The sequence below is a fragment of the Corynebacterium mastitidis DSM 44356 genome (genome assembly GCF_000375365.1).
Classification (GTDB): domain Bacteria; phylum Actinomycetota; class Actinomycetes; order Mycobacteriales; family Mycobacteriaceae; genus Corynebacterium; species Corynebacterium mastitidis.
On the sequence record NZ_AQXB01000010.1, the window covers coordinates 36,109 to 60,561 of the forward strand.

Annotated in this window: 25 protein-coding genes; all 25 read left to right on the forward strand. The window is 60.9% G+C overall.

Going from position 1 to position 24,453, the window contains the following annotated elements:
• The first annotated feature begins 1 nt into the window (after position 1).
• The 25 genes from B140_RS12680 to B140_RS0111125 all read left to right on the forward strand — a co-directional run bounded on the left by B140_RS12680 (position 2) and on the right by B140_RS0111125 (position 24,268).
• Positions 2-871 (forward strand): AAA family ATPase, encoded by an 870-nt coding sequence (locus B140_RS12680; protein WP_018119407.1) that lies wholly within the window; start codon positions 2-4, stop codon positions 869-871.
• 157 nt (positions 872-1,028) lie between these two features.
• Positions 1,029-1,340 (forward strand): P27 family phage terminase small subunit, encoded by a 312-nt coding sequence (locus B140_RS0111020; RefSeq protein WP_018119408.1) that lies wholly within the window; start codon positions 1,029-1,031, stop codon positions 1,338-1,340.
• A gap of 116 nt (positions 1,341-1,456) precedes the next feature.
• Positions 1,457-2,896: a terminase large subunit domain-containing protein gene (locus B140_RS12685; protein WP_018119409.1), complete on the forward strand. Its 1,440-nt coding sequence runs from the start codon at positions 1,457-1,459 to the stop codon at positions 2,894-2,896.
• A gap of 15 nt (positions 2,897-2,911) precedes the next feature.
• A complete protein-coding gene (locus B140_RS12690; RefSeq protein WP_018119410.1) occupies positions 2,912-4,174 on the forward strand; it encodes a phage portal protein family protein in 1,263 nt (420 codons plus the stop codon).
• Entirely contained in the window at positions 4,161-5,366 is a 1,206-nt protein-coding gene (locus B140_RS13080; protein ID WP_018119411.1) for a head maturation protease, ClpP-related, read from the forward strand. Before B140_RS12690 ends, B140_RS13080 begins: the two co-directional genes overlap by 14 nt.
• A gap of 31 nt (positions 5,367-5,397) precedes the next feature.
• Complete coding sequence (locus B140_RS0111040; protein WP_018119412.1) at positions 5,398-5,790, forward strand: hypothetical protein; 393 nt, start codon at positions 5,398-5,400, stop codon at positions 5,788-5,790.
• A 106-nt stretch (positions 5,791-5,896) separates the two neighbouring features.
• The gene (locus B140_RS0111045) at positions 5,897-6,823 is read left to right on the forward strand and encodes a phage major capsid protein (protein ID WP_018119413.1); all 927 of its coding nucleotides are present in this window, start codon (positions 5,897-5,899) and stop codon (positions 6,821-6,823) included.
• 190 nt (positions 6,824-7,013) lie between these two features.
• Complete coding sequence (locus tag B140_RS13940) at positions 7,014-7,157, forward strand: hypothetical protein (RefSeq protein WP_018119414.1); 144 nt, start codon at positions 7,014-7,016, stop codon at positions 7,155-7,157.
• A 15-nt stretch (positions 7,158-7,172) separates the two neighbouring features.
• Positions 7,173-7,589, forward strand: coding sequence for a Gp19/Gp15/Gp42 family protein (locus B140_RS14665; protein ID WP_083912328.1), 417 nt, complete (start codon positions 7,173-7,175; stop codon positions 7,587-7,589).
• A 20-nt stretch (positions 7,590-7,609) separates the two neighbouring features.
• Entirely contained in the window at positions 7,610-7,960 is a 351-nt protein-coding gene (locus B140_RS0111055; RefSeq protein WP_018119415.1) for a hypothetical protein, read from the forward strand.
• Positions 7,957-8,235, forward strand: a complete 279-nt coding sequence (locus tag B140_RS13945; protein WP_156801771.1) for a hypothetical protein — start codon at positions 7,957-7,959, stop codon at positions 8,233-8,235. Before B140_RS0111055 ends, B140_RS13945 begins: the two co-directional genes overlap by 4 nt.
• The gene (locus B140_RS0111060) at positions 8,235-8,630 is read left to right on the forward strand and encodes a hypothetical protein (protein ID WP_018119416.1); all 396 of its coding nucleotides are present in this window, start codon (positions 8,235-8,237) and stop codon (positions 8,628-8,630) included. Before B140_RS13945 ends, B140_RS0111060 begins: the two co-directional genes overlap by 1 nt.
• Positions 8,631-8,718: 88 nt before the next feature.
• Positions 8,719-9,393, forward strand: a complete 675-nt coding sequence (locus B140_RS0111065) for a phage tail tube protein (RefSeq protein ID WP_018119417.1) — start codon at positions 8,719-8,721, stop codon at positions 9,391-9,393.
• Between the two features lie 120 nt (positions 9,394-9,513).
• Positions 9,514-9,915, forward strand: a complete 402-nt coding sequence (locus tag B140_RS0111070) for a hypothetical protein (RefSeq protein ID WP_018119418.1) — start codon at positions 9,514-9,516, stop codon at positions 9,913-9,915.
• Between the two features lie 71 nt (positions 9,916-9,986).
• The gene (locus B140_RS12700) at positions 9,987-10,244 is read left to right on the forward strand and encodes a hypothetical protein (RefSeq protein ID WP_169332542.1); all 258 of its coding nucleotides are present in this window, start codon (positions 9,987-9,989) and stop codon (positions 10,242-10,244) included.
• A 46-nt stretch (positions 10,245-10,290) separates the two neighbouring features.
• A complete protein-coding gene (locus tag B140_RS14475; RefSeq protein ID WP_018119420.1) occupies positions 10,291-16,296 on the forward strand; it encodes a phage tail tape measure protein in 6,006 nt (2,001 codons plus the stop codon).
• Positions 16,297-16,315: 19 nt separating this feature from the next.
• Positions 16,316-17,590 (forward strand): hypothetical protein, encoded by a 1,275-nt coding sequence (locus tag B140_RS0111085; protein ID WP_018119421.1) that lies wholly within the window; start codon positions 16,316-16,318, stop codon positions 17,588-17,590.
• Positions 17,583-19,247, forward strand: a complete 1,665-nt coding sequence (locus B140_RS0111090; protein ID WP_026166257.1) for a Gp37-like protein — start codon at positions 17,583-17,585, stop codon at positions 19,245-19,247. Before B140_RS0111085 ends, B140_RS0111090 begins: the two co-directional genes overlap by 8 nt.
• A complete protein-coding gene (locus B140_RS12710) occupies positions 19,248-19,601 on the forward strand; it encodes a phage gene 29 protein family protein (RefSeq protein WP_018119423.1) in 354 nt (117 codons plus the stop codon). It begins immediately after the preceding gene.
• Positions 19,598-20,383, forward strand: a complete 786-nt coding sequence (locus B140_RS12715; RefSeq protein ID WP_018119424.1) for a hypothetical protein — start codon at positions 19,598-19,600, stop codon at positions 20,381-20,383. The genes B140_RS12710 and B140_RS12715 overlap by 4 nt, the downstream gene beginning before the upstream one ends.
• A gap of 17 nt (positions 20,384-20,400) precedes the next feature.
• Positions 20,401-22,200: a hypothetical protein gene (locus B140_RS13950; protein ID WP_156801772.1), complete on the forward strand. Its 1,800-nt coding sequence runs from the start codon at positions 20,401-20,403 to the stop codon at positions 22,198-22,200.
• Positions 22,201-22,269: 69 nt separating this feature from the next.
• Positions 22,270-23,124 (forward strand): peptidoglycan recognition protein family protein, encoded by an 855-nt coding sequence (locus tag B140_RS0111110; protein WP_040426530.1) that lies wholly within the window; start codon positions 22,270-22,272, stop codon positions 23,122-23,124.
• A 23-nt stretch (positions 23,125-23,147) separates the two neighbouring features.
• Positions 23,148-23,492, forward strand: coding sequence for a hypothetical protein (locus tag B140_RS12720; protein WP_211208163.1), 345 nt, complete (start codon positions 23,148-23,150; stop codon positions 23,490-23,492).
• Between the two features lie 241 nt (positions 23,493-23,733).
• A complete protein-coding gene (locus tag B140_RS14480; protein WP_244874428.1) occupies positions 23,734-23,910 on the forward strand; it encodes a hypothetical protein in 177 nt (58 codons plus the stop codon).
• A complete protein-coding gene (locus B140_RS0111125) occupies positions 23,900-24,268 on the forward strand; it encodes a hypothetical protein (protein WP_018119429.1) in 369 nt (122 codons plus the stop codon). Before B140_RS14480 ends, B140_RS0111125 begins: the two co-directional genes overlap by 11 nt.
• Positions 24,269-24,453 lie beyond the last annotated feature (185 nt).

Genomic DNA, 24,453 nt, shown 5'->3' on the forward strand with positions numbered 1-24,453 from the left:
AATGACCCTCTACGTCATCACCGGCCCGCCCGCCGCAGGCAAGACCACCTACGTCACCGAACATGCTAAGTGCGGTGACATTCGCATCGACTACGACGCGATAGCCAACCTCCTCGCAGGCCAAGCCGCGGACAACCACTCCCACTCCACCGTCGTCAAGGCCATCACCAAGGCCGCACGCCAAACCGCCATCGACACCGCACTGCGCTACAGCGACCGCAAAGACGTCTGGATCATCGACACCACGCCCAGCGCCACAGCACTGGACACCTACCGCAAACACAACGCGGAGATCATCACCATCGACCCCGGCCGCGACACCGTCATGCACCGCATAAAAACCCAGCGCCCCAAAGGAATGCTCACAGTCGCCGCCAGATGGTACGAACAACACGACAAGGAAAAAGCTGCCGCGCCCGCATGGCAAACCAAGCACAAGGGGAAGCGAAAGCCACGGCAACGCCCAACTACCGAAGCCGCACCTGCAAACAAGACCGCGCTCACCACCACGCAACGCGGCCTCGGCTACGCCCACCAACAGCAACGAAAACGCACCCTCGCACAACTCATCGACGGCGAACCCTGCTGGTGGTGCGGAAGGCCCATGCACAAAGACCAAGCCCTCCACGCCGACCACAGCACCAGCCGCGCACACGGCGGACGCTACGCAGATCGAATGCTCCACGCGGTCTGCAACATGCAGCGAAGGGACGGAAGCAACGACGAACGGAGACCGGCGCTCGGAAACGCAGACTCCTACCAGGCCAAGCCCATCAAAATGAAAAACGGCGGCATCGACCACCGCTACCCCGTCGATGACGAGACGAGGGAGGGGGTAGCGAAATTTAATTGGGAATCTTTAAATGCGTAGTTCAAAATATTAGATAAGCAATTGGGTGCCCCAAATAATCTTAAAGGGGTACCCCAAATGACCCCACTCGCATTTGCGGCAGTCATTCTTTCTCTCTCTCCTAAAACTTTTGAATCTCCCCTTTTAGTGGGAAACTAGCTGGAAAGGAGGTGGGCCAATGGCAGCGTTCACCGATCTGGAGGATCGTATTTCCTCAGGTCATAGCCTTAACGGGTTCGATACTGAGGCCGTGGAGACGGTGGCGGGGCTGATCCGCCGAGTCCGGGACGCGGAGCGCATCATCGCCACGGAAGGTCCCATCATTGAGGACGAGAAAGGCATGCCGGTAGAGCACCCTGCGGTGAAGGTGGAGCGCATGGCGTCTGCGGAGATCCGTGGCTGGGTGAAGGAGCGCCCTGATCTTTTCGGCAAACGGGAAGCCTCGGGTGTGAGGCGCCGGAAGTTTGAGCCGAAGATTGTTGGTGGTTAGGGGAGCGGAGGTGGGTTGTGGCTCTACTGGGGGTGCAAGAGCCTCGCCTATCCCTAATTCCGGAGGGGGATATACGGCGCGGCGAGGAGGCAGTGCAGTTCGCCCGCTGGTGTGGTATGACGCTGTACCCGTGGCAGGAGGATTTGCTGCGGAATATGTGCCGGACTGATGAGTCTGGCCGGTGGGCTGCGCGTGAGGTGGTTACGGTGGTGGCCCGCCAGAATGGTAAGGGCGAGGTGTTAGTAGCTCGCGAGCTGGCAGGGATTTATCTCTTTGGTGAGAAGTCGATTTTCCACTCGGCGCATTTCATGGATACTGCGATTGATGCCCAGCGGCGCCTGTGGGAGATCATTGAGGCTAGTGATGAGCTGCTGTACTGGTGGGAGAATGAGACCTCCGAGCTGCCCAGGAAGCAGACCGGCAACGGCAAAGAAGCGATCATCTTCCCGAATGGTGCAATTATCTATTTCCGAACCCGTACGAAGAAAACCGGGCGCGGTCTTTCTGTTGAGCTCTTGGTGCTTGATGAGTGCTTTGATTTGCCGAAGGAGACGTATTCGGCACTCTCGAAGCTGACTCGCGCGAAAGAGCGGGCGCAGACGGTGTATATATCGTCTCCTGTCGATCAGAAGGAGCACGATCACGGCAAGGTGTTTTCCGCGAAGCGGTGGGCGGCGATTGATGGGGCGCCTAGAACATTGCTTGCGGAATGGTCACCGGGGAAAGATGACGACCCCTTCGTGCAGGAAACGTGGGCGAAGTGTAACCCCTCTCTTGTCGATGAGGGGTTTGGTGCTCAGTTGCAGGATATTGAGGCTGATGCTCGCGCCGCCCAAAATTCAGAAGCGCTGCTGGGCACGTTCATGGTGGAGACACTGGCTGCGGGCGATTGGTACCCGCGCGACGGGGAAGAGGTAGATGATTTCGAGCCTGTGCTCGACGCGGATCAAATCGCGGACATGACCTTGGAGAGCGTGGATCTCTCGGCGTTAAGTGGGCTGGTCGTGGCGGTTGATGTCTCCCCGGATAGGCAGGCGGCTTCTGTGGCTCTCGGGGGGCGTCGAGGGGAGGAGGTGATCGGCTATGTCGGGTATCACGGCCCGGTGTCCACGGCGGATATCGCCGCGACTGTCCTGGACGTTTGCGAGAAAGTTTCCCCCTGGAAGATTGTTATTGATCCGAAAGGCCCTGCATCTGTCATAGGCGAGGCCCTAGACCGCAAGGGCCTAGAGGTCACAAAAATGACATACCCTGACGTCAAAGCAGCCACGGCGGCTTTCTTACAGGGGCGGAAAGACGGCCGCTGGTTTGTGGTAGACCCGGACGGGCTCATGGCTGAGGCTTTTTCTCATGCGGAGTTGAAAATGGATTCCTCCGGTGGGGCTAAATGGGCGCGCTTTGAGGGGCGGGGAACGATATGCCAGCTCACGGCGGTGAATTTCGCTATGTGGCAGTCCAGTGTCCATGAGGAAATCACCCCTTTGCGTAGGCCTCCTGCTGTGCGGTCCCGCGCGGTGAAGTCAAATCGTACATCGGCCAAAAATATAGCGTTTTAGCAGGAAGGAGGGGGCATGGCTCACGAGATTGGGTACGCCCGCCGTCAAGGGGATTTCCCTGGGCGTGCGGCTGAGGATAATTGGGATTTGCAGTGGCCGCGCTCTATCCGGGCGTACTCGAAAATGGCGCGGGAAGATTCCCAGGTAAAAAGCGTCCTGAAGGCGATTATCCAGCCGGTGGCCCGTACTTCCTGGCGGCTCGACCCTAATGGTGCCGCCCCGGAGGTGGTGCAAATGATCGCAGAAGACCTTAACCTTCAGGTCACCGGTGAGGATATGGATAACCCCGTGGTGCGCACCCCCCGGAGGGCTTCATGGAGTCGCCATCTACGCCGCGCCTTAAAAACGATGTTGGTGTATGGGCATTCGTATTTTGAGACGGTGTGGGAAGACGCCGACGAGACGGAAGATAAGCGTACTCACCTGCGGAAACTTGCGCCTAGGCACCCGGAGACTCTCACGAAGATTAATGTCGCCGACGATGGTGGCTTGATTTCCATTGAGCAGGCAGGTGTGGGGGCGGCGGGGCCTGTCGTAATCCCTGTGAGTGAGCTGCTGGCATATGTCACCGATGATGACCGAGATGAGTGGGTGGGGGAGTCCACACTCCGTGCAGCGTATAAGCACTGGCGTCTCAAGGACGAGTTTCTGCGCCTAGAGCAAATCGTCCTGGACCGTAACGGCATGGGTGTTCCTGTGATGCGCACAGCGCCTATGGCGGAACAGGAGGATTTGGATCGCGCTTCGGAGATCGTTGAGGGGGTGCGCTCTGGTGAGCACTCTGGTGTGGCGATCAAAGACGGTGAGGCTTTGGACATTAAGGGTGTTTCTGGGCAGTTAGTCTCCCCCCGTGATGCTATTGCTTATCATGATTCTCAGATTGCTCGTACAGCTCTTGCCCACGCGCTGAATTTGGAGGGTAAGGGTGGCTCGTATTCCCTGGCTAGCGTGCAGATGGACCTGTTTTTCCAGGGGCTTAACGAGATCGCTCAGCAGATGGCGGATACCGCGAATCAGTATTTGGTTCGGGAGATGGTGGTGCGCTACTGCGGCGATGAGGTCGGGCCGTTCCCGATGATTACGTTCGACACGATTGATGCGCGCACTACGCTCACCTCGAATGACCTCGCGGCCCTGAAGAACGCGGGGCTGATTTTCGCTGACCCGCGTCTGGAGGCTCACTTACGGCGCTTGTATGAACTGCCCCCGCAGCAGCCCCATGACGAGTACCGGACCGAAAACAGACAGGAAGGAGGCGGGGCCCATGAGGCGCCTTAACCGTGTAGGTGATCGCCTAGAGCTACGGATTTACGAGGAGATTGGCCCCTCCGGGATCACTGCTAAGGCTATTGCTGAGGAGCTTGGTGATGCCACTGGTGACCTGGTGGTGCGGATCAACTCTCCCGGCGGTGATGTCTTTGACGGCATGGCGATCATGAATTCCCTACGTGCCCATGATGGGGAGGTTATCGCTATTGTGGAGGGTCTGGCCGCGTCGGCGGCCTCTTTCATCGCGGTGGGTGGCGCGCACCGCGTGGTCATGCGCCCCGGCGCGGAAATGATGATCCATGAGGCGTGGGGCATGTCGATGGGTAACGCCGAGGATATGGAGGCCATGCAGCTCCAGTTGGATCGCACTTCGGCTTCCCTCGCGGAGATTTACGCGAAGAAGGCCGGGGGGAGTGCTGACTACTGGCGTGGCCTCATGCGGAAAGAAGTGTGGTTCAACGCTCAGGAAACCGTGGATTTCGGCTTGGCGGACGTTGTGGAGGACGCCCGTGATAATGCCGCGTCCCCGGCGCCAGCAGCGTTCGCTCTGCTGCGCCGCTTCAATTATACGGGCCGTGATGCCGCGCCCGCCCCCTACGACCAGAACCGAGAGATTAAGGAAGGAATATCCATGACGTTTAACCAGGAGGTCGCTCGCCGTCTGGGGCTTACCGGCAGCGAGGACGAAGCCACGGTGCTTGCTGCCCTGGAGGAAACCCTCAACGAGCAGGCCGATAGCGAAGCCGACGCTGAGGATTCCCCGGAAGTCCCGCCCGCCGATACCGAACCGGGTACGGAGGACACCGAGGAATCTGAGGACACGGTGGAAGAAGATAGCGAGGACGATGAGCCTGCGGCTACCGTGGTGCAGCTTGATCGTGCTGTCTACGAGGACCTCCTCGAGCGTGCCGCACGCGGTGATGCCGCCGATGAGGAGGCTGCCCATGAGCGGGCCGTGGCCCTGGTCAGTAAGGAGGGTATTTCCGCTGGCCGCCTGCTGGGGTGGCAGCGTGACCAGTGGGTCAAGGCCGCCACCGAGAATTATGAGGCCACCAAGGCTGAGCTTCTTGCCCTGGCCCCCGGGCGGATTTCCCTCAAGGAAAAGGGTTATGCGGGGGTTCCGAGTGGGCAGGAGGAGAGCCGGTCTGATTTGGCGGCCCGCGCCGACAAGCTGGGGTTTGCCCCGAAGCCCACGATCTGATTCACCAGTCTACCACTGGAGGTATTTTCCTATGTCTAATCCCACTTTTTCCTTGGGTGATCTCACCCGTAAGGCCGGTAAGCCGGTCGAGAAGTTCCGCCTCGTCAAGGAGCACGAGGGCAAGATTGAGCACGCTGGGGCGGAGGATTTCCCCTTTGGTGTGGTCACCGAGTCGGCCGCACCAAAGGGGGACCCGGAGGCGAATGTTCTCACGCATGGGCTGCCGGAGAATGTGCGTGTCGGCACCACGCAGCGTGTCGTGAAGATCACCACCGATGAGGAGATTTCCGCAGGGGTGGTGGTGTACGCCGCCGCTGATGGCAAGGTCGCTTCCTCTGGCTCTGTCAAGGTAGGCGTCGCCGACCAGGCTTCTCGTGATGGGCTTGTGCGCGTACACCTGTTCCACCCGTCGGTGCTCGTCTAGGCGAGCCGTAGGGCTGTTTTCCCCTTCCCCTTTCCCGCCGTCTGAGGCGGGGCGGGGGATTTCGTCTATCTACCCCCCTAGATAGGGGAGGAGGAGAAAAATACTCATGGTCAATCATCTAACCTCCGCCTTCGGCGGAGACACTATCACCGTCGATGAGATGGTCAAGGACCCTCATTTCATTCCGGAGCGGGTCCTCACCAACCTTGATGGGGCGTTCCTGGAGGCCGCCCTATTTCGTAACGGTGGCCCTAATGATGGGGTTGTTGCTTTCCGCGAGGCTGCCGCACCGTTCCTCAATGACGATTCTGAGGAAGTCGCGGAGTTCGCCGAGATTCCCGTTTCTGATCTCAATCGCGGCAAGCTGCACAAGGTCATCGGAGTCAAGACCGCGTTGGGTGTGCGTATTTCCCGTGAGATGCGCCGCTTCAACAAGATCGATCAGCTGAACCTCCGCCTCACTGCGTTGCAGAACACGATGGTGAAGAACGGGGTGGAGGCGTCCCTGGCGGCGTTTAAGTCCGCGGAGATCCCGGAGCTGGCGGTGGGGTCTGACTGGGAATCCCAGGACGCTGATCCTATGCGTGATATCCGCAAGGCCAAGCGCATGATCTCTACGGCTACCGCACCTGATCGCAAGGACGCTTTGATGGGCTATAAGCCAGACGTCCTGGTCACTAATGAGGGCACTCTCGACGCGGCGCTTTTCCACGAGTCCGTGCAGCGCTTCTACCGTGGTAATGCGGCGGTGGAGAACCCGGTGTACCAGGGGATCACCCCGCAGATTCTCGCTGGCCTGCGTGTGGTGACCTCCCAGTACATTCCCGAGGGTGATGTGTATATCATGCAGTCCGGTGTGGCTGGTTTCATTTCGGATGCGGACCCGCTGACGATCACTCCGTTGTACGCCGAGAACGGCGAAAATGGTTTTGGTGGTGCGAACCAGTCCTGGCGTATGGATGCCTTCCGTAATCGGGTGATCGCAGTCGATAACCCGCGCGCGGTGGTCAAGCTCACCGGGGTGGGCTCCTAATGCGCTACATATTTCGTGTGCCGTGGGAGGACTACAGCAATCGCTATACGCGCTATGCGGTAGGTGACGCGGCCCCCGAAAAGCACCCTAAATGGGAGTGGCTGGTACGCCACAACATCATCGTGGACGCTAACACCTACCCCCATGCAGAAGAGGCCGCCCCGGTGGCTGCACCCCTGAGGAGAATCCCGTGGAAGAGCCACGCTCCTCCGCGGGGAAGATGAAACGCCCCTACAAGGCCGCGAAGCTCGCCGTGTGGCAGGAATACGCCCGCGCCCAGGGACTTGACCCTAAGGGAATGACCCGCGAGGAGATTATCGCCCGATTTATCTAAGAGAGGAGGGGTCTGATGGTCGTTTCTCCCGAGGATTTTCAGGATAGATTCCCCCGCGCTTTATCCCCGGAGGAGGAAAAGCGTGCTGCTGTTCTACTCGGTGACGCGGAGGGGCTGATTCGCGCGGAGTTTGCCCGTCGCGGCCGGAGCTTCGATACGGCAATCCGATCTGTGTGGATAGGGCTCATCGCCAGGCGCGTGATTATCGAGATGGTCTCCACTGCGATCCTAGTGGGGGATCAAGCGGGCGGCAGGTCAGGGTCTGTCCAGTCCGGGCAGGTCTCTGAATCCTGGTCGTATGGGGATGCAGGATCAGCGATGTGGGGAGCAGTGCAGCTCACGGAGGGGCACCTGCGGGATTTAGGGCTTGTGGCGCGTAGTCGTGGGCGGTTCCCCCAGCCTCCTCGCTGGCCGGAGAGGCGGTGTGAGTAGGTATGCCGTGGCTGCAAAAAATGCGGGTAGTCAAGCCCGCGCGAGTCCAGGACCCCTACGCCCCTAAAAAAGCGTCCAGGATCACCCTCGACCTTGAGAAAGGCGCGGAAATCCTCCCCGAGGTGTGGCTAGTGGAGTGCCAGCCGATCAGCCTCATCGAGGAGACGGAGAATAACACCCGCGTGGCGGCTGCTACCGCGTGGCGGATCATTAGTCGCCGTGGACAGCAAATCACCACTATCGGCCCCGAAGACGGCGTGATCGTCGAGGGGATCGAGGGGGTGCTGGCGGTGGAGGGTGAGGTGGGGCAGTGGCGGACGCCGACGCGGCTGGCGCATACGGAACTTACAGTAAGGCGGTGGCGCGGGTGAGTGCGAAGATTGATGGTGATGATTTATTTCGCCAGGTCATGGGCACTACACAGGTGCAATCCGCCGTGTATAAGGAAGCTGTGAGGATCGCTGCGAAAGCTCGACGCCTTGATGCATCTGAGGGGAAAGGTACCGCCACGATCAAGGTGGAGCGTATCCCGATCGCCAACGGGCGCGCAGCCTACAACGTCACCTCTGATGACGTCAGTGGTGAATACGGCACCTCCGAAGCTAAGCGCCTCCGCACTCTGCGCCGCGCAGCGAAAGGAGCGTAATGCAACCTGATGTGCTCAAAGAGATCATCCACTGCCTGTCGGATGTGACGGGGGTGTGGGTGGCCGACACACTCCCCCCAGGGGATAGCCTCTCGGAGGAATTGCCGTGCGTGCGTGTCGATGAACTCCCCGGTACCTCGAAACTGATCCCGTGGCAGATCACCGGCGAGATGGAACTCCAGGAACTCGGCATTGATGTTGATGTTTTTGGGGCTTCGCGCTATGAGACTCGTGCGGTGCGTGAGGCTATCCACAAGACCATGATGCTGCTGCCCCGTACAGTGGCGGGGATAACCCGCGTGCAGCCGGGAGCGACTTTCCACACTCGACCGGATTTCAACCAGAACATTCGCCGTGTCGGGGCGGAATACCTGGTGACTGCGCGCACCGGATAAAACGCGCAGCTGCAATACCCCCACATCTAACCCAGGTGGTGGGGGTTTTCTTATACCCAATTTTTTCCCTTTTTTAGGAGGAGAAGTTATGGCAAGTCAGGAAACGCTTCAGGGCTTCCGCTCTGCTGCGCTGCGAGTCGGTGTGACTGGCGCAGTGCGTGTCGCAAAGCTCGGGGCGAAAGTCCCGAAGCTGACAGATAAGTATGACCCCGAGGTGTATCGCAATATCGGCTACATCTCCAACGATGGCGTGGAGCTGTCTTTTGATGAGGACGCTCAGGAATACGTCCCCTGGCAGGAGTCCCTGCCGATCCGCCGCGACATCACCAAGTCCGTGAGCAGCGTGAAGCTGACCTTGTGGGATTTCGGCAAGGAGAACGCAGAAATGTTCTTCGGGTCGGAGGCTCAGGACGGTGAGGATGGTACCTGGTATATCGACCAGGCCGGTAAGCCGAATTTTGAGCGCATGATGTTCGTCATCGACGTTGTTGATGGCGATGAGGCGATGCGCTTGGTGCTCCCGGTCGCGCAGGTCACCGGGCGCGAGGGGATCACCTTCAAGTCCGAGGAAGCGATCTCCCTGGGCATCACGGTGACCGCATACCCGGCGAGCGTGGACGACTACCCCGAGTTTGAGGGGAAGTCTGCGCGCTGGATGTTTTCTAAGAGCTGGGACGGCAAGGGCGTGAAGTCCGTGGTCGAGTCTACCGGTATGCCCGACAGTGAGGACCGTGGGGATTCTGATTCCCGTGGCGACTCCTAGCGTACCGGGGCCTGGGTAGACACTGGCGGGTTCGCCCAGGCCCCCCTTTTTTGGTGTCTTTAATCATGTGCCCGCCGGTATTCTTTTTGTCTCTCTTTTTCTTTTTGAGGAGGAACCCGCATGTCTAATAATTTGAATGATCTGCTTAAGCAGCGCGCGGAGGCGACCGGTGTTGCCGGTGACCGCGTCCCCTTTGAGTTTGGAGATAAGACCTTCACGTTTCGTGACCCCATGCTCCTCACCGACGAAGACAAGGACGACCTCGCCGGCCTGAGCCACGATGTCGATGTCGCTGAGTTCTACATGGGCGCAGACCAGTATGACGATTTCATCGCCACGACCGCCACGATTGAACTCGATAACGGCGAAAAGCTGGAGGTTGAGGGGTCGAGCTCTGTTTTCATGCTGGCTTTCCGTGAGTATGTCAAGGGCCTGGCGGATGTGGACGAAAAGGGAAATCCTATGACGTCCAATCGCTCCTCGCGTCGTGCGGCGGCCCGGAGCCAGCGGAAGCGGCGCTAGAGCAAGCCTATGGTTGGGATGTGCTGGGGGCTTTTTGGCGGGGGGAGATCACGCTGCGGAAACTTCGTGTATTGATCTCCTACCTGCCCCCGGATTCCCCCATCTATTGGCATCACACTGACGGCCGCCCCTGGACGATCACTCAATCCATGCTGTGGCAGATGCTGTGGGCCATGTCTGCCGAGGCGCACAAGGGGCTGGAAAAGGGGACGAACGTTTTCAAGAAAATGCCCCGGTACCCGTGGGCGGACGCTGTGGGTAGCCAGCGTCGTGGTGGGTGGAAGCACCGTGACGGCAATGAAGTTTTGGATTACCTATCCAACCTGTAGGCCCCTTTTTTTGGGTGGGGCGTGATTCTTGTGGAGGTGTAGGGAAATGACCAGTGCAGTATGGGTCCCCGTCAATGCGAGCATGAAGGGCTTCGTCGCTGAGGTCGTTAAGCAGGCCTCGGGGGCGGCCTCCAAGGGATCAAAAACCCTGGCCGAGGGGTTCTCCCAGGGCGGTAAAAAAGCTGGTGAAGCTGCCGCCCAGGGGCTTGCTTCCCAAGCCTCCCAGGTGGAGAAGGCTTCCGCACAGCTTGCTTCGGCGCGTACCGCTGAGGCGAAGGCCTCGGCAGATGTGACCGCTGCGGAAGCGAAGCTGGAAGCGCTGCGGAAGAATGCGGGGGCGTCCGCCTCGCAGATCGCGCGCGCCGAGCAGCAGCTTGAGACCGCGAAGAACCGCCAAGGTGACGCGGCGGCGAAGGTGGCGCGCAGTGAAAAAGACCTGGAGGCAGTGCGCGGCGGTGGGCAGGCCACCGCCCAGAAGTTAGCCCGTAGCGAGGACGCATTAGCGAAAGCGAAAACGGACGCGACGACGGCTGCTGGGAAGGTCCGCACCGCTGAGCTGGGAGTCGATGAGGCTAGGGCGAAGGCCCAGCAGCGCGCTGAGGCGGTTGTGGGGGCGGAGAAGAAGGTTGTTGCTGCGCGCGCCCAGTATGGTGAGGGGTCGAAGCAGGCGGCGGCTGCGGAGAAGCAGCTTGAGGCTGCGAAAAAGCAGTCAGGGTCAGCAGATGCCCAACTCGCCGCAGCAGCCGGTAATGTGACGAAAGCGCGGGCTGATCTCGCTAACGCCACCGATAACGTCAAAGCTAAAGAACTGTCCCATAAGGCCGTGCAGGAGGACGTTGCCCGCTCGGAGAAGGCAGCGGCTGAGGGGGCTGAGGACGCGGCGAAATCCATTAAAATCCTTGGTGATGCCTCCGAGGATGCGGAGGGGAAGTCGTCTCGTTTCGCGGCTGTGCAGGATAAGGTGAAGTTGGGGGTTGCTGCGGTTAGTGCTGCTGCGGCGGCTACTGGCGCGGCGCTTTTTAAAGTCGGCCAGGATTTCGATGAGGCTTATGATGCTATCCGTGTTGGTACGGGTGCTTCTGGTGAGGCTTTTGAGGGGCTAAAGGAGTCCGCGCGGAACGTTTACAAGGAAATCCCCGCGATGGACGGTGGTTTTCAGCAGGTCGGTAGTACTCTCGCTGATCTTAATACTCGCTTGGGTCTTACTGGTGAGCCGCTGGAGAAGATGACTTCCCAGTTTGTTGAGCTGTCGAATATGGGGATTGATGCCGATATTAACGACGTGTCGGCGGCTCTGAGCGCCTTTGGCGTGGAGGCTAATCAAGCCCCGGCAGCAATGGACGAGCTGTTTCGCGCTTCGCAGGCCACGGGTTTGACGATTAGTGAATTGGCGCAGTCTGCAGTCAAGGGCGCCCCGCAGCTAAAAGAGTTCGGTTTTGACATGGCCGAGTCTGCCGCTTTAGTCGGCAAGCTTGATAAGGCCGGTGTGGAAGCCGATAAGGTCCTTGCAGGCATGGGCAAAGCGATGGTTCAATTCGCTAAAGATGGAAGGGAGCCGCAAGCAGCCTTATTTGAAACTGCTCGGGAGATCGAAAACTACCTTGAGCTAGGGAATGAAGTTGAGGCTACAAATGTTGCCGCAAAGCTATTCGGAACTAAAGGCGCAGGGCAGTTTATTGAGGCGGTAAAAACCGGGGCTTTGTCCATCGACTGGCTCATGGGGAACATTGGGGCCACGGAGGACACGATCCTGGGTGTCGCTAAGGAGACCCAAAGTTTCAGTGAAAAGTGGGCTCTGCTGAAACAAAACGCCCTGGCCGCTTTAGAGCCTATCGCGTCGAAGATTTTTGACGCCCTTAGTCCCGCGATGGACGCAGTGCTGGGTGGCATGGAAAGAATAGCCCCGTGGGTGGAGTCGGTGCTTGCCCCGGCGATTTCTGTCGTGTCTGCGAAAATCTCGGAGTTTGTAGGATACGTCTCAGCTAATCTGATCCCGCTTGTCGTCCCCGCTTTTGAGCGGCTTGGTGAGATTTTCCGTGGCCTTGTGGAGAAGGTACAAGGACTAGTCCAGTGGGGGCGTGAGCATCAGGGTGTCATGGCGGTGCTCGCTGGTGCGGCTGGGGGTCTTGCGGTGTCTTTCGGCGCTGTGGCCCTCCAGATGAAGGCCACGGCCGTGGCGCAGACCATCATGAAATCCGGTGGACTTATCGGCTGGATTAGCAAGATGATCACCTCAACGAATTTGTGGGCGGGTGCACAAAAAGCCCTCAACTTCGTTATGAACATGAACCCGTACATGAAGATCATCACGGCCATCATGACATTGGCTGGGGCCCTGTGGGCGTTTTTCGCCAAGACCGAGACCGGGCGGGAGATGTGGGCGAAATTCACCGACGCCCTCGCACGCGGCTGGGATTGGTTTACTGAGAAACTTTCCGCCGGGTGGCAATGGATCAAGACTAGCGTGTGGGACCCCTTCATGGGGTTCATTACCGGGACTCTCGTGCCCTTGTGGAACGCGGCCTGGGGTCTTATTCAGGCGGCGTGGGATAAATTCACCAGTGGGTTGTCCTGGGCGTGGGAGAACATCATCAAACCGGTGTTCGATGCGATCTGGACGGTGGCCAAAGCCACCCTTGGTGTGATCGGAACGGTGATCCTCGCCCCGCTGATCCTGTACTGGAAGGCCATGTCGGCTGCCGTGCAGTGGGGCTGGGAGAATATCATCAAGCCTGCTTGGGACGCTTTGAGTACTGCGGCAAGCTGGATGTGGGACAACGTCCTCAAACCCACCTTTGGGTGGATTAAAGACCGCTGGCAGGACATGGTTCTGGGCATCCAGTTCTACTGGGAGAACGTCTGGAAACCAGTCCTGGAAACAGTAGCCGAGGTTGCTAAGTGGCTCTGGGAGAACGTCCTCGCCCCCGCATTTGAGGGGATTAAGCACGCCTGGGAACTCATGGTCGATGGGATCAAGTGGGCGTGGGAGAATATCCTCAAACCGGCGTGGGAGGCGGTGAAAACCGCAGCTCAGTTCATGTGGGATAATGTCCTGCGTCCGACTTTTGATCTAATCAAGGCGGCCTGGGAGGTGCTGTCTAACGCTATTAAATGGGCGTGGGAGAGCATCATTAGGCCCGCCTGGGAGGCGCTGCAAAACGCGGCGAACTGGCTGTGGGATAACGTTCTCAAGCCGGTATTCGACGCGATCAAGAGCGGCTGGGAAGCCATGTCGCGGGGTATCGAATGGGTCAAGGACAACGTGATTCTCCCGGTATTCCGCGCTGTCCAAGACGGTATCGACACTCTTAAGGGGTGGTTTGACCGAGGTGTGGACGCTATCGGTAGGACGTGGGAAGCCCTCCGGGAAAACACCGCCGCCCCGATCCGATGGGTGGTGGACACGGTGTATAACAACGGCATCAAGAAGGTTTGGGATAATATCGCCAAATTCATTGGGCTGGGAGAATTGCCGGCGGTTGATTTGTCGTTCGCCACCGGCGGCGTCATGCCGGGCTACACCCCAGGCCGAGACGTCCACCACTTCACCAGCCCTACAGGTGGACGGCTACACCTATCTGGTGGAGAAGCGATTATGCGCCCGGAGTGGACCCGCGCCGTGGGCGGACCCAAGGCTGTGGAGAGCATGAATCGAGCCGCGCAAAACGGCACTTTCGTTTCTCGCTACTCCAACGACTCGCCTCAGAACCCCCTGAACAAGGGGATCGCTGCGATGGGGGCATACCCTGAGCAGGCATTCGCAGGTGGCGGCGTCATTGGGTCGATTACCGCGCTGGTTAATCGGTTCTTCCCTGGCATGACTATCACTTCCACCCAGCGGGCATCGAACGATTACCACGGGCAGGGTCTCGCGGTGGACTTCTCTAACGGCACGGATACCACCCCGGAGATGCAGCGCGCCGCAGGGTTCTTCTTCGAGAACTACGGGCCCGCGCTGCTGGAGTTGATCCACAGTCCTTTCGGGCACAACGTCAAGCACGGCCAGGACGTGGGAGACGGCTTCGGATTCTATGGGGCGGGGACGATGAGCGCGCACCGCAACCATGTCCACGTCGCTGCGAGCTCGCCGCTGCCGGAGCCTGGCACTCCGATTGAACCAGTCACCTCTGGTGGCGGAGGCTCTATCGGTGGCTACCTCATGTCCAAGGCAAAAGGGCTATGGGACGATGCGATGGAGAAGATCAAGAGTGCACTTCCTGACTTTGCAGGCATGGTCGGCAAAATCCCGAGTGCATTCATGGAAACCGCCTTCGGGAAGCTATGGAGCCACATCACCTCGAAGATTCCCTTTGGCGGTGGAGGCTCCGGCAACGGACCGGGTGACCTGCCTGGTGGCGTGGAACAGTACCGCGGTCTTGTGGAGAAGATCCTCAAGGCAAAAGGTTACGACGTAGCCCTCGCTGATACTGTTCTGCGGCGCATGAACCAGGAGTCCGGTGGCAACGCCGGGGCGATCAATAACTGGGACATTAACGCCGTCAACGGTGTCCCGTCGAAGGGGTTGATGCAGGTCATTGATCCTACGTTCCAGGCACATAAGGACCCTGGGCATGACGACATCTGGGACCCCGAGGCCAATATCCGTGCGTCCATGAATTATGCGATGGCGCGGTACGGGTCGCTCCCAGCGGCATACAACCGCCCTGGCGGGTATGACTCGGGCGGGTGGCTAGAGCCTACTCCTGGAGGCTTTTCCACCTACTACAACCACACCGGTAAGCCGGAGGCGGTGCTCACCCACGACCAGTGGGAGGGAGTATCCCGCCTGGCCGAGGCTGTTGTCCGGCTTGTGCCCGCGTTGGAGGGCGTCCCGACAGCGGTCGAGGAGCTGGCGGTGTCCTACCGCGACGGTGTGGGGATGCTAGGTGATGCGGTGCGTGCCGTGCAGGATAATCCTCTGGCCCGCGCCGCAGGGCACCTCGCCGGGCCCTTGGCGGAACTCGGCAAGTCCGCGTTCGAGACCTACTCGAACCTGGAGCCGAACCAGGTCATGGGAAATCTCGCTCACGGGGTGGTCACCGGACACCTGGAGGACGCCGCTGGGCTTTTGGGTATCCCCACAGAAAAGCCCGCGTGGATGGACGCTGCGGAGCAATTCCGCGCCGCAATCCCCGGCGCGATGACCTCTGCGCGGGACTCTTTGGCCTCGTCGATTGAAAAGGCCAAGGGCAAGTCGCAGGCGCCCCAGGCCGGGGCGCTGGGGCTGTCTGATGATGGTCAGGCCGCTAAGGAGTCCGGGCTGGCACCTGTCCCGGAGGCGGTGGAGACCGCCGCACAGGGGCAGGCCCCGCAGGGTGAGGGCCAGGATTGGGCGTCGTTTGCTGCGGGGATTTTGGGTGCGGGCTCTGTGATGGAGTTGGGCCGTAACGCCATGCACGGCGGCATTGAGCTGGCTTCTATGGGGGCTAGTCATGGTGTCGGTGTGCTGGAGTCGATGGCTTCCCAGGGGTGGAGTGCGGGTGTGGGCACCATGCAGTCGATGGCGTCCGCCGCGCTCAACTCCGGGGTGTCGTTTGCTTCTAATGCGCTCAATGCTGTGGGTGGCTCGGCCGGTGCGGTACTCAACGCGGTTGCCCCTGGTGCGGGCGCTGCGGTGGCCCCGTTCCTGGCCCAGGCGTTGCCGCAGGCGCAGATGGCGTTGTCGAGTCTGATCCCTGCGGGGGAGATGGCGATTGCTACGGCGGGCACGCTGGCTGATGTGTATGGGCAGCAGGCGATTAGCGGCGCGGGGATGCTGGCGAATATCGGTATTGACCAGGTGGCTCAGGCTGGTGGTCGCATGGTGGACGCCGGTTTCGACACCGTGCAGGACGAGCTGCCGAATATGCCACTGCCGGGGGACACGTTGGCGAAGCTGCCGGAGGCTGCCCAGTCTGCGGGTAGTGAACTGGTTGGGGGCGCTGCTAGGGCCTCAGAGATCACCCGCAGGGGAGTTACCTACATCACCAATGTGGGGTCGAAGGCCGACGCTTATGAGGTCACGAAGCACCACCAGGCCCGTGAGCTTGCGGGTTATGGGCTGACTCGTTGAGAATCAGGAGGTTTCACGTATGTCGGATGGAAAGATCGCTATTGATGTGATCGGTGTCCACGGCGAGGAGTTCCGTATCAGCGGGCCAGGCGCGGGCCGGGAGGGTGTGTGGCTTGATCCTGGGTTCGTTGGCGTGGTCAATGCGGCGTTTTCCACGGTGTGGACTTCCGCGGCGGATCAAATCGGCGGGACGTTCGCGGACGCGAAGTTTCCCGCGCGGGATGTCACCTTGCCGGTGACCCTGCTGGATTCGCCGCTGAGGGATTGGGAGACGGTGTATAGCCGGTGGCTGACGGCCTGGTCGATCTGGGAGGACGCCACGCTGGTGGTGACGACTCCGGCGGGGCGGCGTGAGTTGCGGTGCCGTATGTCGGAGACCCCGGAGATTGATTTGGGGCAGATGGGTGGTCATGTGCAGGGGCGCGCGGGTATTTTGATGAAGCTGCGGGCGGGGGACCCGTTGTTTTCGTCGGGGGTAGATGTGACTGGCTGGGAGTTTAATGGGACTCGCTGGCATGGTCATGTCACTGTGTCGAATCCCACCGATGTTCCTGCTTGGCCGAAGTGGGTGTGCACTGGCCCGGCGTCGTTGATCCTGCCGGATTTTTCGTTCGAAACCCGGCGCGGTTTCCCCGGCTATGAACACCGCAAACGCCGAATCACCATGCCATTCCAGTCGTATAAGCAGCACGTGCTGGTTGATACCGATCCGATGGTCGAGCAGGTGGTTGCCATCGAGACAGAACCGGAGAACCTCGTCGATGATCTGGCGGGGTTGCTTCGGCGGTTGTTACCGGAGGGGCCGCAGTGGTGGGCGCGCATGAATGGACAGTTTTTCACCTACCCGATTCCGCCGCGCACCCCACCCACCCAAATCCCGGTAGCAGTCAACCCGCTGCCGTGGCTGCCTAATTTGTGGCGTACGCTCCAAATTCCGTTTTCGATCCCGACGGATTTCCTGGTGCTGTGCGCGGAGGCGATGACCACGGTGATGTCGCCGGTGTCCCAATCTGTTGTTTTGACTATGCGGCCTGATGATCTCGCGGATCGTATCGACCAGGCGGTACGTCAGGCTACGGGGATTTTTGGGCAGGCTGGTGAAGCAGCAGGGGAGATGGCGCAGACCATCACGAAGACCTTGACGCGGGCGACCATCGGCAAGGTGGTGGCTGATACGTGGGCGCATTCCTGGGGGTCGCTCAACACGATGGCCGGTGCTGGGGTGCAGGTGCGCGTGGAGCGGAAGTGGACTTCGGCGTTTGGCATGGACTTGGAGGTGAGTCGTGATGAGTGAGTCCTACTCGCAGGATTTTGCGGCTCGTATGGAGACGATCTGGCAGGCTGCGCTTCGTCACCGCGAGGCGCGGGAAGCATACCGCCGCCAGAAGCCTTTTGTGCGCCTCTGGGACGGGGACTGGGTGCTGCGTGGGCGGGTTGCCGGGGAGATTGAAGCGAGTTTTTCCTTCAAGCTCAACGACGTGGGCTCCGGCCTGGTGGTTCTCCCGGCCACGCACCACCTGGCGGTGTGGGCTTTGGACGTGTGGGGCCGTAAGACGGAGAATATTCACGTCACCGCCGATTTCCGGGGCGCACGCTGGGGCGGGCGTATGCAATCCGTCTCCCTGGTCAAGGGCTCTGATGGGGCGCGCACCGTGGAGATTCAGTTCCTCCACGACCTCAAGGAACTCGACCATGTTTTGTGTTGGCCGAATCCGTTTTTGCCTGCGGGGGTGCAGTGGCCGAAGCACTTTGTGCTGGCAGGCCCCTCGCGCTACATGCTCAAGCTGATCCTCTTCCTGAACCTGATCCGCTTGCATGGGAACTTCTGGCAGCTGCCTGATGATCCCCTGGACCCGCGCACCTGGTTTGAGGGGGTGACCCCCTGGAACTGGTCGATCGCCGTGGCCCCGGGCTCGCTGCTCATGGACGACTCGCAGTGGTGCATCCTTTCCTCGCGGATGAATACGTGGCGGGAGGTGGCCGAGCCGATCCTGGAGGATGCGGGCCTGATGGTAGAGTGCCGCCGCTGGCTAGAGGGCGATGAGAAGCCCAAAGGGTGGATCGGGCCGCTGCGTAATGGGCAGCTCATCGTGGACGTGGTGGACAAGTCCGGTGTCTTTGAGACCACCTCGTTTGGTGGCACCATCTTCGGCGGGATGCTGCGCACCTCCACCCGCCTGGCGGACAACCTCGTCGATGACCTCATCACGGTGGTGGCCTCCCCACCGGAGCCCGCGGAATACTCCGTCTCGAAGTGGCTGGGCACCAAGCCCGCCCAGCCGTGGGTGGTCTACCGTGACGGCCAGTACAGCCCGATTGACTCTGCGAAGTGGACCCACGAGCCCGCCACCGCCACCTCCATCGTGGCAGGCGGCAAGTCCACCTTCGGTGTCAACGAATCCGTGTCCCTATCCGTCCAGCTTGTCGGCAATGTCCTCGGCGCGATTTTCTTCATGCCCACCCTGGGCACCATCGCAGACACCGCCCTCAAGCCCCTCTACGAGGACATTTTCCTCGCCTGGGGGGCGATTAAATCCCCGGTGCGCACCTCTAAGGCGGGGTGGTCTCACTACCACGAATCCCGCGCCGAGGGCGGGGAATCCGCCTGGTCCTTATCTGGGGTGGTCGCCATGCGCGAGGGATTCTGGCAGACCCGCTCACGCACCAAGCACGAGGTCAGTGTGGGGGACGCAGGGCCTTACCTCCCCGGGGATCGCGGCCAGGGGCATTTCTGGCTCGGGGACCGCATCGGCATCCAGATGCAGGGCGTGCCCGGCGGGCGTGTGGTGGTGGAGCAAGTCCAGGAAATCAGTATGGGCTGGGGAAGGGATTCCGCCCCGGCGTTCCAGCTCACTGTGGGCGACCCCAGGGTGGATCAATCCCCGCTGGCCCGCGCCCTTGACCAATCCAAGCGATTCTTCGGAATCCTCCACGACATAGGAGTGATGTAGATGCCCGCAATTTCCCAGGCCAAGGCGAACATGGAGGACCCGCGCGAGCACGCCGTGTGGGCCCTGTCACCGGTACCGATAGACGAAAACGGCACCCCGCTGGTGTTGCCGCTGATGGCACTGCAGTTCATCTCCGAGCACCTGTGGCGCTGCGGGTTCCGCCACCACCCAGAACTCCAAGAGATCGTGGCCAGCGAGGACTCCCACACCGCGTTCATGGCCGGAGGCGTGGCGTGGGTTCCTGCCGCAGAAGCACAAGCTCCCACCCCGGAGGTGGACCTCTCCGCGCTCTCTGAGGCGGAGGTCGCAGCCGTGGAGGCTGCGCTAGAGCGACGAAAGAAGGGCACGCGATGACTGCACCAAACCAGGGGATACCCGAGGGCGGCTACAGCGCGTCCGGGCTTGCTGCCCTTCAGGGCATGAACGAAGAAGCGATTAAGCGCCGCTTGCGTGCCCCCGCCGATAACCTCTTTAACCAGGTCAAGGGCAACTTCGTAGGGAAGTTTGCCGATGGTATCGCCGATGTGCTCGCCGGAGCGCGCTCCATCCTCGGCTTTGAACGTCTCGAGCGCGTCGGCAGGGAGTTCCGCGACGGGCAAACCGAGCTTAACCATCGCACAGACCTCCTATCGCCACTGCTGGATTACGGCTCTGCATGCATGGGAAACCTATCCGGCTGGGACGTGACGGGAGTCATGCCATTTCGCACCCAAATTGGACCCATGCGTGGCTGCCGCCTGGAGGACAGCGGGATCAGACTCGGGGATAAAGGCCTGTGGGATATCCGCGCACAGCTCACTGCTGAATCCGCGATTATCGTCACCGGGCGCATGGAATGGCGAGTAGTTGTAAAAACACCCCAGGGAGGTGTGTATTCCTCCCAGCGCGCAACCGTGACCTCTAACAGCCGCCTGACCCAAACTCTGGTGTCGTCGGTGGTGGTCCCGGAACCGGGATACCTCGTCCAAGTGGAGCTGCTGAGTCTGGGGATTGGGCGCACGATTTTCGGCGGCCCTGACTGGAATCGCCTGGTCGTGCAACACATCAGTCGTGAAGTTTCTGGGTCTACGGGGGCGGAGGCCTCGCAGGTACCCCCTGATCCGGTACAGGGGCCACCGCGCCCGCCGGAGCAATAAGAATAAGGAGTTTTGTCATGGCAACTACAGTGACAATTAATGCGCGAGATGTTTTTCAACGCGCCCCCAAAAAAGGTGACGCGGTCATTTTCCGGGCGCCTAGACTCCGCCCCGGCACCGCCGACCACATCATCACCCCTAAGCCTGTGACGGTGAGCCTAGTGGAGGGGCGAGCTAGCGTGAGCCTCGAGCCTGGACCATGCCAGGTGATTTTCCGCGTGGGCACATCGGTGGATTCGCGGCCCTTTGACGTACTAATCCCGGCTTCCGGGAGCGTGACGCTACGGGATTTGATTGAACGAAATTACCGCTGGGAGCCGGAGATCGTCTCCGAGGTGCGTACGATCCAATCTAAGGCGGAGGCGGCGGCGCGGAAGGCGGAGAGCTTTCGTGATGAGGCTCGTACTGCTGCTACTCAGGCCAAGGAGGCTAGCGATGGGATCGCTACCCTCCGCGATCAGGCTGCTGTGTCTGCGGCCCAGGCAGGCCAGGCCGCCACTAATGCCGACGCAGCGGCCCAGCGTGCGCAGGAATCCGCCACTACGACGAAAGCGTCCGAGACTCGCGCCGGGCAGTCCGCTAATCACGCTGCCCAGGGACAGCATGCCGCCGAGAAAGCCGCCCGTGATGCCGCCGCATCTGCTACGCAGGCTGGGGAGGCCGCAACTCAAGCAGCAGGGGAGACCACTCGTGCTACTCGTGAGGCTGATCGCTCGGAGGAGGCTGCGCGCCGGGCGGTAGAGGGTGCTAATCGGGTTGGTGATGCTGACGCGGTGGTTGCGGCGAAGCAGGCTGCGGAGGCGGCTGCTGCCCGCTCGGGCACCCAGGCGGATCGCTCCAAGACGGAGGCTGACCGTGCTGAGCAGGCGGCCTCCACGGCGACGTCGGGGATTAGCCCGCAGGTGCGCGCCGACATCGACGCCAAGGCCACGAAGGGGCACACCCATCTCAGCGCGGATGTGACCGATGCCGTGGTATCGAGCGCGCTTGGGGATCGCAGCGCGGAGGGCAAGGTGATCAAGGCGTCCTCGGCGGGCGAACTGAAGCTGAACAAAGACCGGGCGATCCGCGCGGATCGCCCCTCGGCTATCCAGATCATCGCTACCCAGTCGGCCTCGATGAATTTGTATGCGGCGACGAACCGCAAGTACGTGGATGCCGCTGATGAAGCGCTGGGGCGCCGCATCGACACCAAGGCCGACATGACCGCGCTGGAGCAGAAGGCCGACAAGGCACAGGTGGATCAGCTCGCCACAGCACTGGAGGGGAAAGCCACGCAAGCAGCGATGGATACCGCCCTGGCTGGCAAGGCAGATAAAAGCCATAGACACGTCAGCGCGGATATTACCGACGCGGTGGACGCGGGTGCTCAATCGCAGTCCGCCACCTATGCCAAGCGCTTGGTGCGCCTCGATGCCTCCGGGCACCTGCGTGCCAAGGCCCCCGTCACTCCTACCTCGGTGGCGACGAAGAAGTACGTCGATGACGAGATCGCCACCGCAACCCAGGCAGGTGTGGCCGCATCGAAGATGGCGCAGGCCAGCGCGGGGTGGGCGACGTTTTACCGGGTCGGCAATATTGTGACGATCCAGGTACATAACGGGACGAGCAGTAAAGCGGCAACAATCCCGGAGGGCTACACCCCGGCGGTCAATCCATGCTATGCGCCGGTGACGTGGCTGTCTGATCCGGCGGGGGTGGTGCTGCTCAACATCGACTCTAAAAATAAGCAGGTCATGGTAGAGCGGGCCCCGTCTGCTCATAGCCTCGTGCATGGTACGGCGGTGTATATGACCACCGACCCCTGGCCCGCCTAGCTTTCCCCTTTGCCCCCGCAGGAAATCCCTGCGGGGTTTTCTCATTCCCAATTCAAGGAGGTAATGCTCATGTCGTATTTTGATGTTGATTGGTCCCCGAGGTTTTCCTTCGGGGGTCCCCGTTCGCTGGGGGCGCTGCGGGGCGTGTGTATCCACACCACGGAGAATTCCCCCGGAACCCCGGCTGAAGCAGTCGCAAACTACCAGATCACCTCCCAGTCCGGCAGTTATCACATGCTGGTGGACTCCACGGGTAAGCGCCTGCGGGAAAACACCGATAACTGGATCACCTGGTCGAGCGGCAACCAAGGCAACAACATTCTGCTGCACATAAGTTTTGTGTTCCGTGCACGGTATAGCCGAGCCGAGTGGCTGGCCCAGGAGAAGATGCTGCGCGCGGGTGCCTCGGTGGTGGCGCACTGGTGTAAGACCTACCGGTGGCCGGTCAAGCACGTCGGTGTGAATGCTCTACCGGGGATCACCACGCATAGCGATACTCGCGCGTGGGGTGGGACAGATCACACTGATCCGGGGCCGAACTTCCCGTGGGACGTGTTCCTGCGTTACGTGGAGGAGGCGATGGCTGGCCCGAAGCACGCCGCAGCACCGGCAGTGCCCGCAGGCCCGCGCAGGGTGGATTTCAACGCTGTGCATGAGGCGGCGCTTAATGACGCGAAACTAGCTGCGCAGGCAGCACGAGATACTTCCCGTGCTGCGAGAGATGTCCTTGCGGGATTGGATCAGCCGATCACCTCGGCGGTCAACCCCGCAGTGCGTTTTCATCCGCGCGCACTGATGGCGGTGCAGGACCTGAATACCTGGTCGATGTTGCAGGTGGTCAAGGCCATTGCCGCGAAGGTGGGCCTGAATGCCGATGAGATCATCGCTGAGGCGATTGCAGCGGACCGGGCACAGAAGAAGTAGAAGCAAGCAGGAAGGAAATGGTGATGAATCCGACGATTACGCAGGCAGTGGCCGCAGCACTCGAGAAGCAGCCGTGGTTTACCCGCCGTAAAGACACCATCGCTGCGGTGGCGGGCACGATCCTCCAGATGGTCAATCTCGTGGCCGCCCAGGCGACGGAGTGGCCGCCAGCGGCGGCCGTGGCTCTCGCCGTGGTGGTGGGTGTGCTCCAGGTGGTGGTCCATGCGGCCACGCCGGGGGCGATCACCCCGTCGATGGCTACGCGCCTAGAAGATGCGGCCCCCACAGTGGTGGAGGATACGGTGGCGCAGGAGCGCGAGGGCTTGGCGGTAGCCCCGATGGGGGAGCATGAAAATAATGAGGTCTAGGAGGCTTTCGCGGTGGCTTCGGTCTCCGTGGGCGGGGCTGCTGATCCTCACCGTAGGTGTGCTGCTGCGTGGGGTGTGCTACCTGCCTACGGTGATCCCTGCTGGGCACCGTATCCCCGCACTAGAGCGGTATCTCCCCTTGTGGGCATGGTCGGGGCTGTGGCTGATTGCTGGGGCACTGGCAGTGGCGTGCGTGGTAGCACGGGCGAATCAGTGGCTACCCCTGGTTACGGGCCTGTTGGTGGCGCTGCATACCCTGTGGGGCGCGATCTACATCGCGGCCTGGGTATCGGGGGATTCTGAGCGTGGCTACATCACCGCCCTCGGCTACCTAACCACGGCCGCGCTGGCCATCTGGGCTTTCGGGCGTGGTGATCCTGCCCCGGCCGTGGAGAAGGGGGTTAATAATGATCGCTGAGGGGGTCGTGATCGCTGTGGTCAGCGCAGCCTCGGGTCTGGTGGTCGCGTTTTGGCAGCGTCGCTCTGCTCAGGAGGAGACTGTGGCGAGCCAATACCAAGCCCTGGTCAAAGACCTGGACAAGTTGAAGCATGATTACCAAGAAGAAAACCGAGAGTTGCGTGAGCGCCTGCGGGGGTTAGAAACCGAGCAGGACCGTCTCAAGCGGCACCTGGCGCGTATGGAGGAAGCCTCTCGTCTGGCTGATGAGAAGGTGAAGGCGGCGGTGGAGTACATCGTGGTGTTGCGGGGGTTGGTGCCTGCTGCCCGGCGTCCGCCGGTACCCGAGGAGCTACGCGCGCTGATTTCCGTGGAATAAGAAGATAACCCCACCTCCCGGGGAGGGGGTGGGGTTGTTTTGCGGGGTTAGTTAGTGCTCATCCCAGTGGCCTTCATGTGCGGCGTGGCGGTGTCCGTCGTGGATGTAGTCCACGTGGTCTCCGTGGGGGATGGCGACGTGCCCGCAGTTGGGGCCGTGCTGGTGATCGTGGTCTTTGTGGGTCT

Coding starts and splice junctions, on each gene's coding strand:
- B140_RS0111125 (WP_018119429.1), top strand. CDS start 23,900: ATGATCGCTGAGGGGGTCGTGATCGCTGTGGTCAGCGCAGCCTCGGGT.
- B140_RS14665 (WP_083912328.1), top strand. CDS start 7,173: ATGGTCGTTTCTCCCGAGGATTTTCAGGATAGATTCCCCCGCGCTTTA.
- B140_RS0111110 (WP_040426530.1), top strand. CDS start 22,270: ATGTCGTATTTTGATGTTGATTGGTCCCCGAGGTTTTCCTTCGGGGGT.
- B140_RS0111065 (WP_018119417.1), top strand. CDS start 8,719: ATGGCAAGTCAGGAAACGCTTCAGGGCTTCCGCTCTGCTGCGCTGCGA.
- B140_RS0111020 (WP_018119408.1), top strand. CDS start 1,029: ATGGCAGCGTTCACCGATCTGGAGGATCGTATTTCCTCAGGTCATAGC.
- B140_RS12690 (WP_018119410.1), top strand. CDS start 2,912: ATGGCTCACGAGATTGGGTACGCCCGCCGTCAAGGGGATTTCCCTGGG.
- B140_RS14475 (WP_018119420.1), top strand. CDS start 10,291: ATGACCAGTGCAGTATGGGTCCCCGTCAATGCGAGCATGAAGGGCTTC.
- B140_RS13080 (WP_018119411.1), top strand. CDS start 4,161: ATGAGGCGCCTTAACCGTGTAGGTGATCGCCTAGAGCTACGGATTTAC.
- B140_RS0111040 (WP_018119412.1), top strand. CDS start 5,398: ATGTCTAATCCCACTTTTTCCTTGGGTGATCTCACCCGTAAGGCCGGT.
- B140_RS0111085 (WP_018119421.1), top strand. CDS start 16,316: ATGTCGGATGGAAAGATCGCTATTGATGTGATCGGTGTCCACGGCGAG.
- B140_RS0111045 (WP_018119413.1), top strand. CDS start 5,897: ATGGTCAATCATCTAACCTCCGCCTTCGGCGGAGACACTATCACCGTC.
- B140_RS0111060 (WP_018119416.1), top strand. CDS start 8,235: ATGCAACCTGATGTGCTCAAAGAGATCATCCACTGCCTGTCGGATGTG.
- B140_RS12715 (WP_018119424.1), top strand. CDS start 19,598: ATGACTGCACCAAACCAGGGGATACCCGAGGGCGGCTACAGCGCGTCC.
- B140_RS0111055 (WP_018119415.1), top strand. CDS start 7,610: ATGCGGGTAGTCAAGCCCGCGCGAGTCCAGGACCCCTACGCCCCTAAA.
- B140_RS12680 (WP_018119407.1), top strand. CDS start 2: ATGACCCTCTACGTCATCACCGGCCCGCCCGCCGCAGGCAAGACCACC.
- B140_RS12710 (WP_018119423.1), top strand. CDS start 19,248: ATGCCCGCAATTTCCCAGGCCAAGGCGAACATGGAGGACCCGCGCGAG.
- B140_RS13950 (WP_156801772.1), top strand. CDS start 20,401: ATGGCAACTACAGTGACAATTAATGCGCGAGATGTTTTTCAACGCGCC.
- B140_RS12685 (WP_018119409.1), top strand. CDS start 1,457: ATGACGCTGTACCCGTGGCAGGAGGATTTGCTGCGGAATATGTGCCGG.
- B140_RS12720 (WP_211208163.1), top strand. CDS start 23,148: ATGAATCCGACGATTACGCAGGCAGTGGCCGCAGCACTCGAGAAGCAG.
- B140_RS0111090 (WP_026166257.1), top strand. CDS start 17,583: ATGAGTGAGTCCTACTCGCAGGATTTTGCGGCTCGTATGGAGACGATC.
- B140_RS0111070 (WP_018119418.1), top strand. CDS start 9,514: ATGTCTAATAATTTGAATGATCTGCTTAAGCAGCGCGCGGAGGCGACC.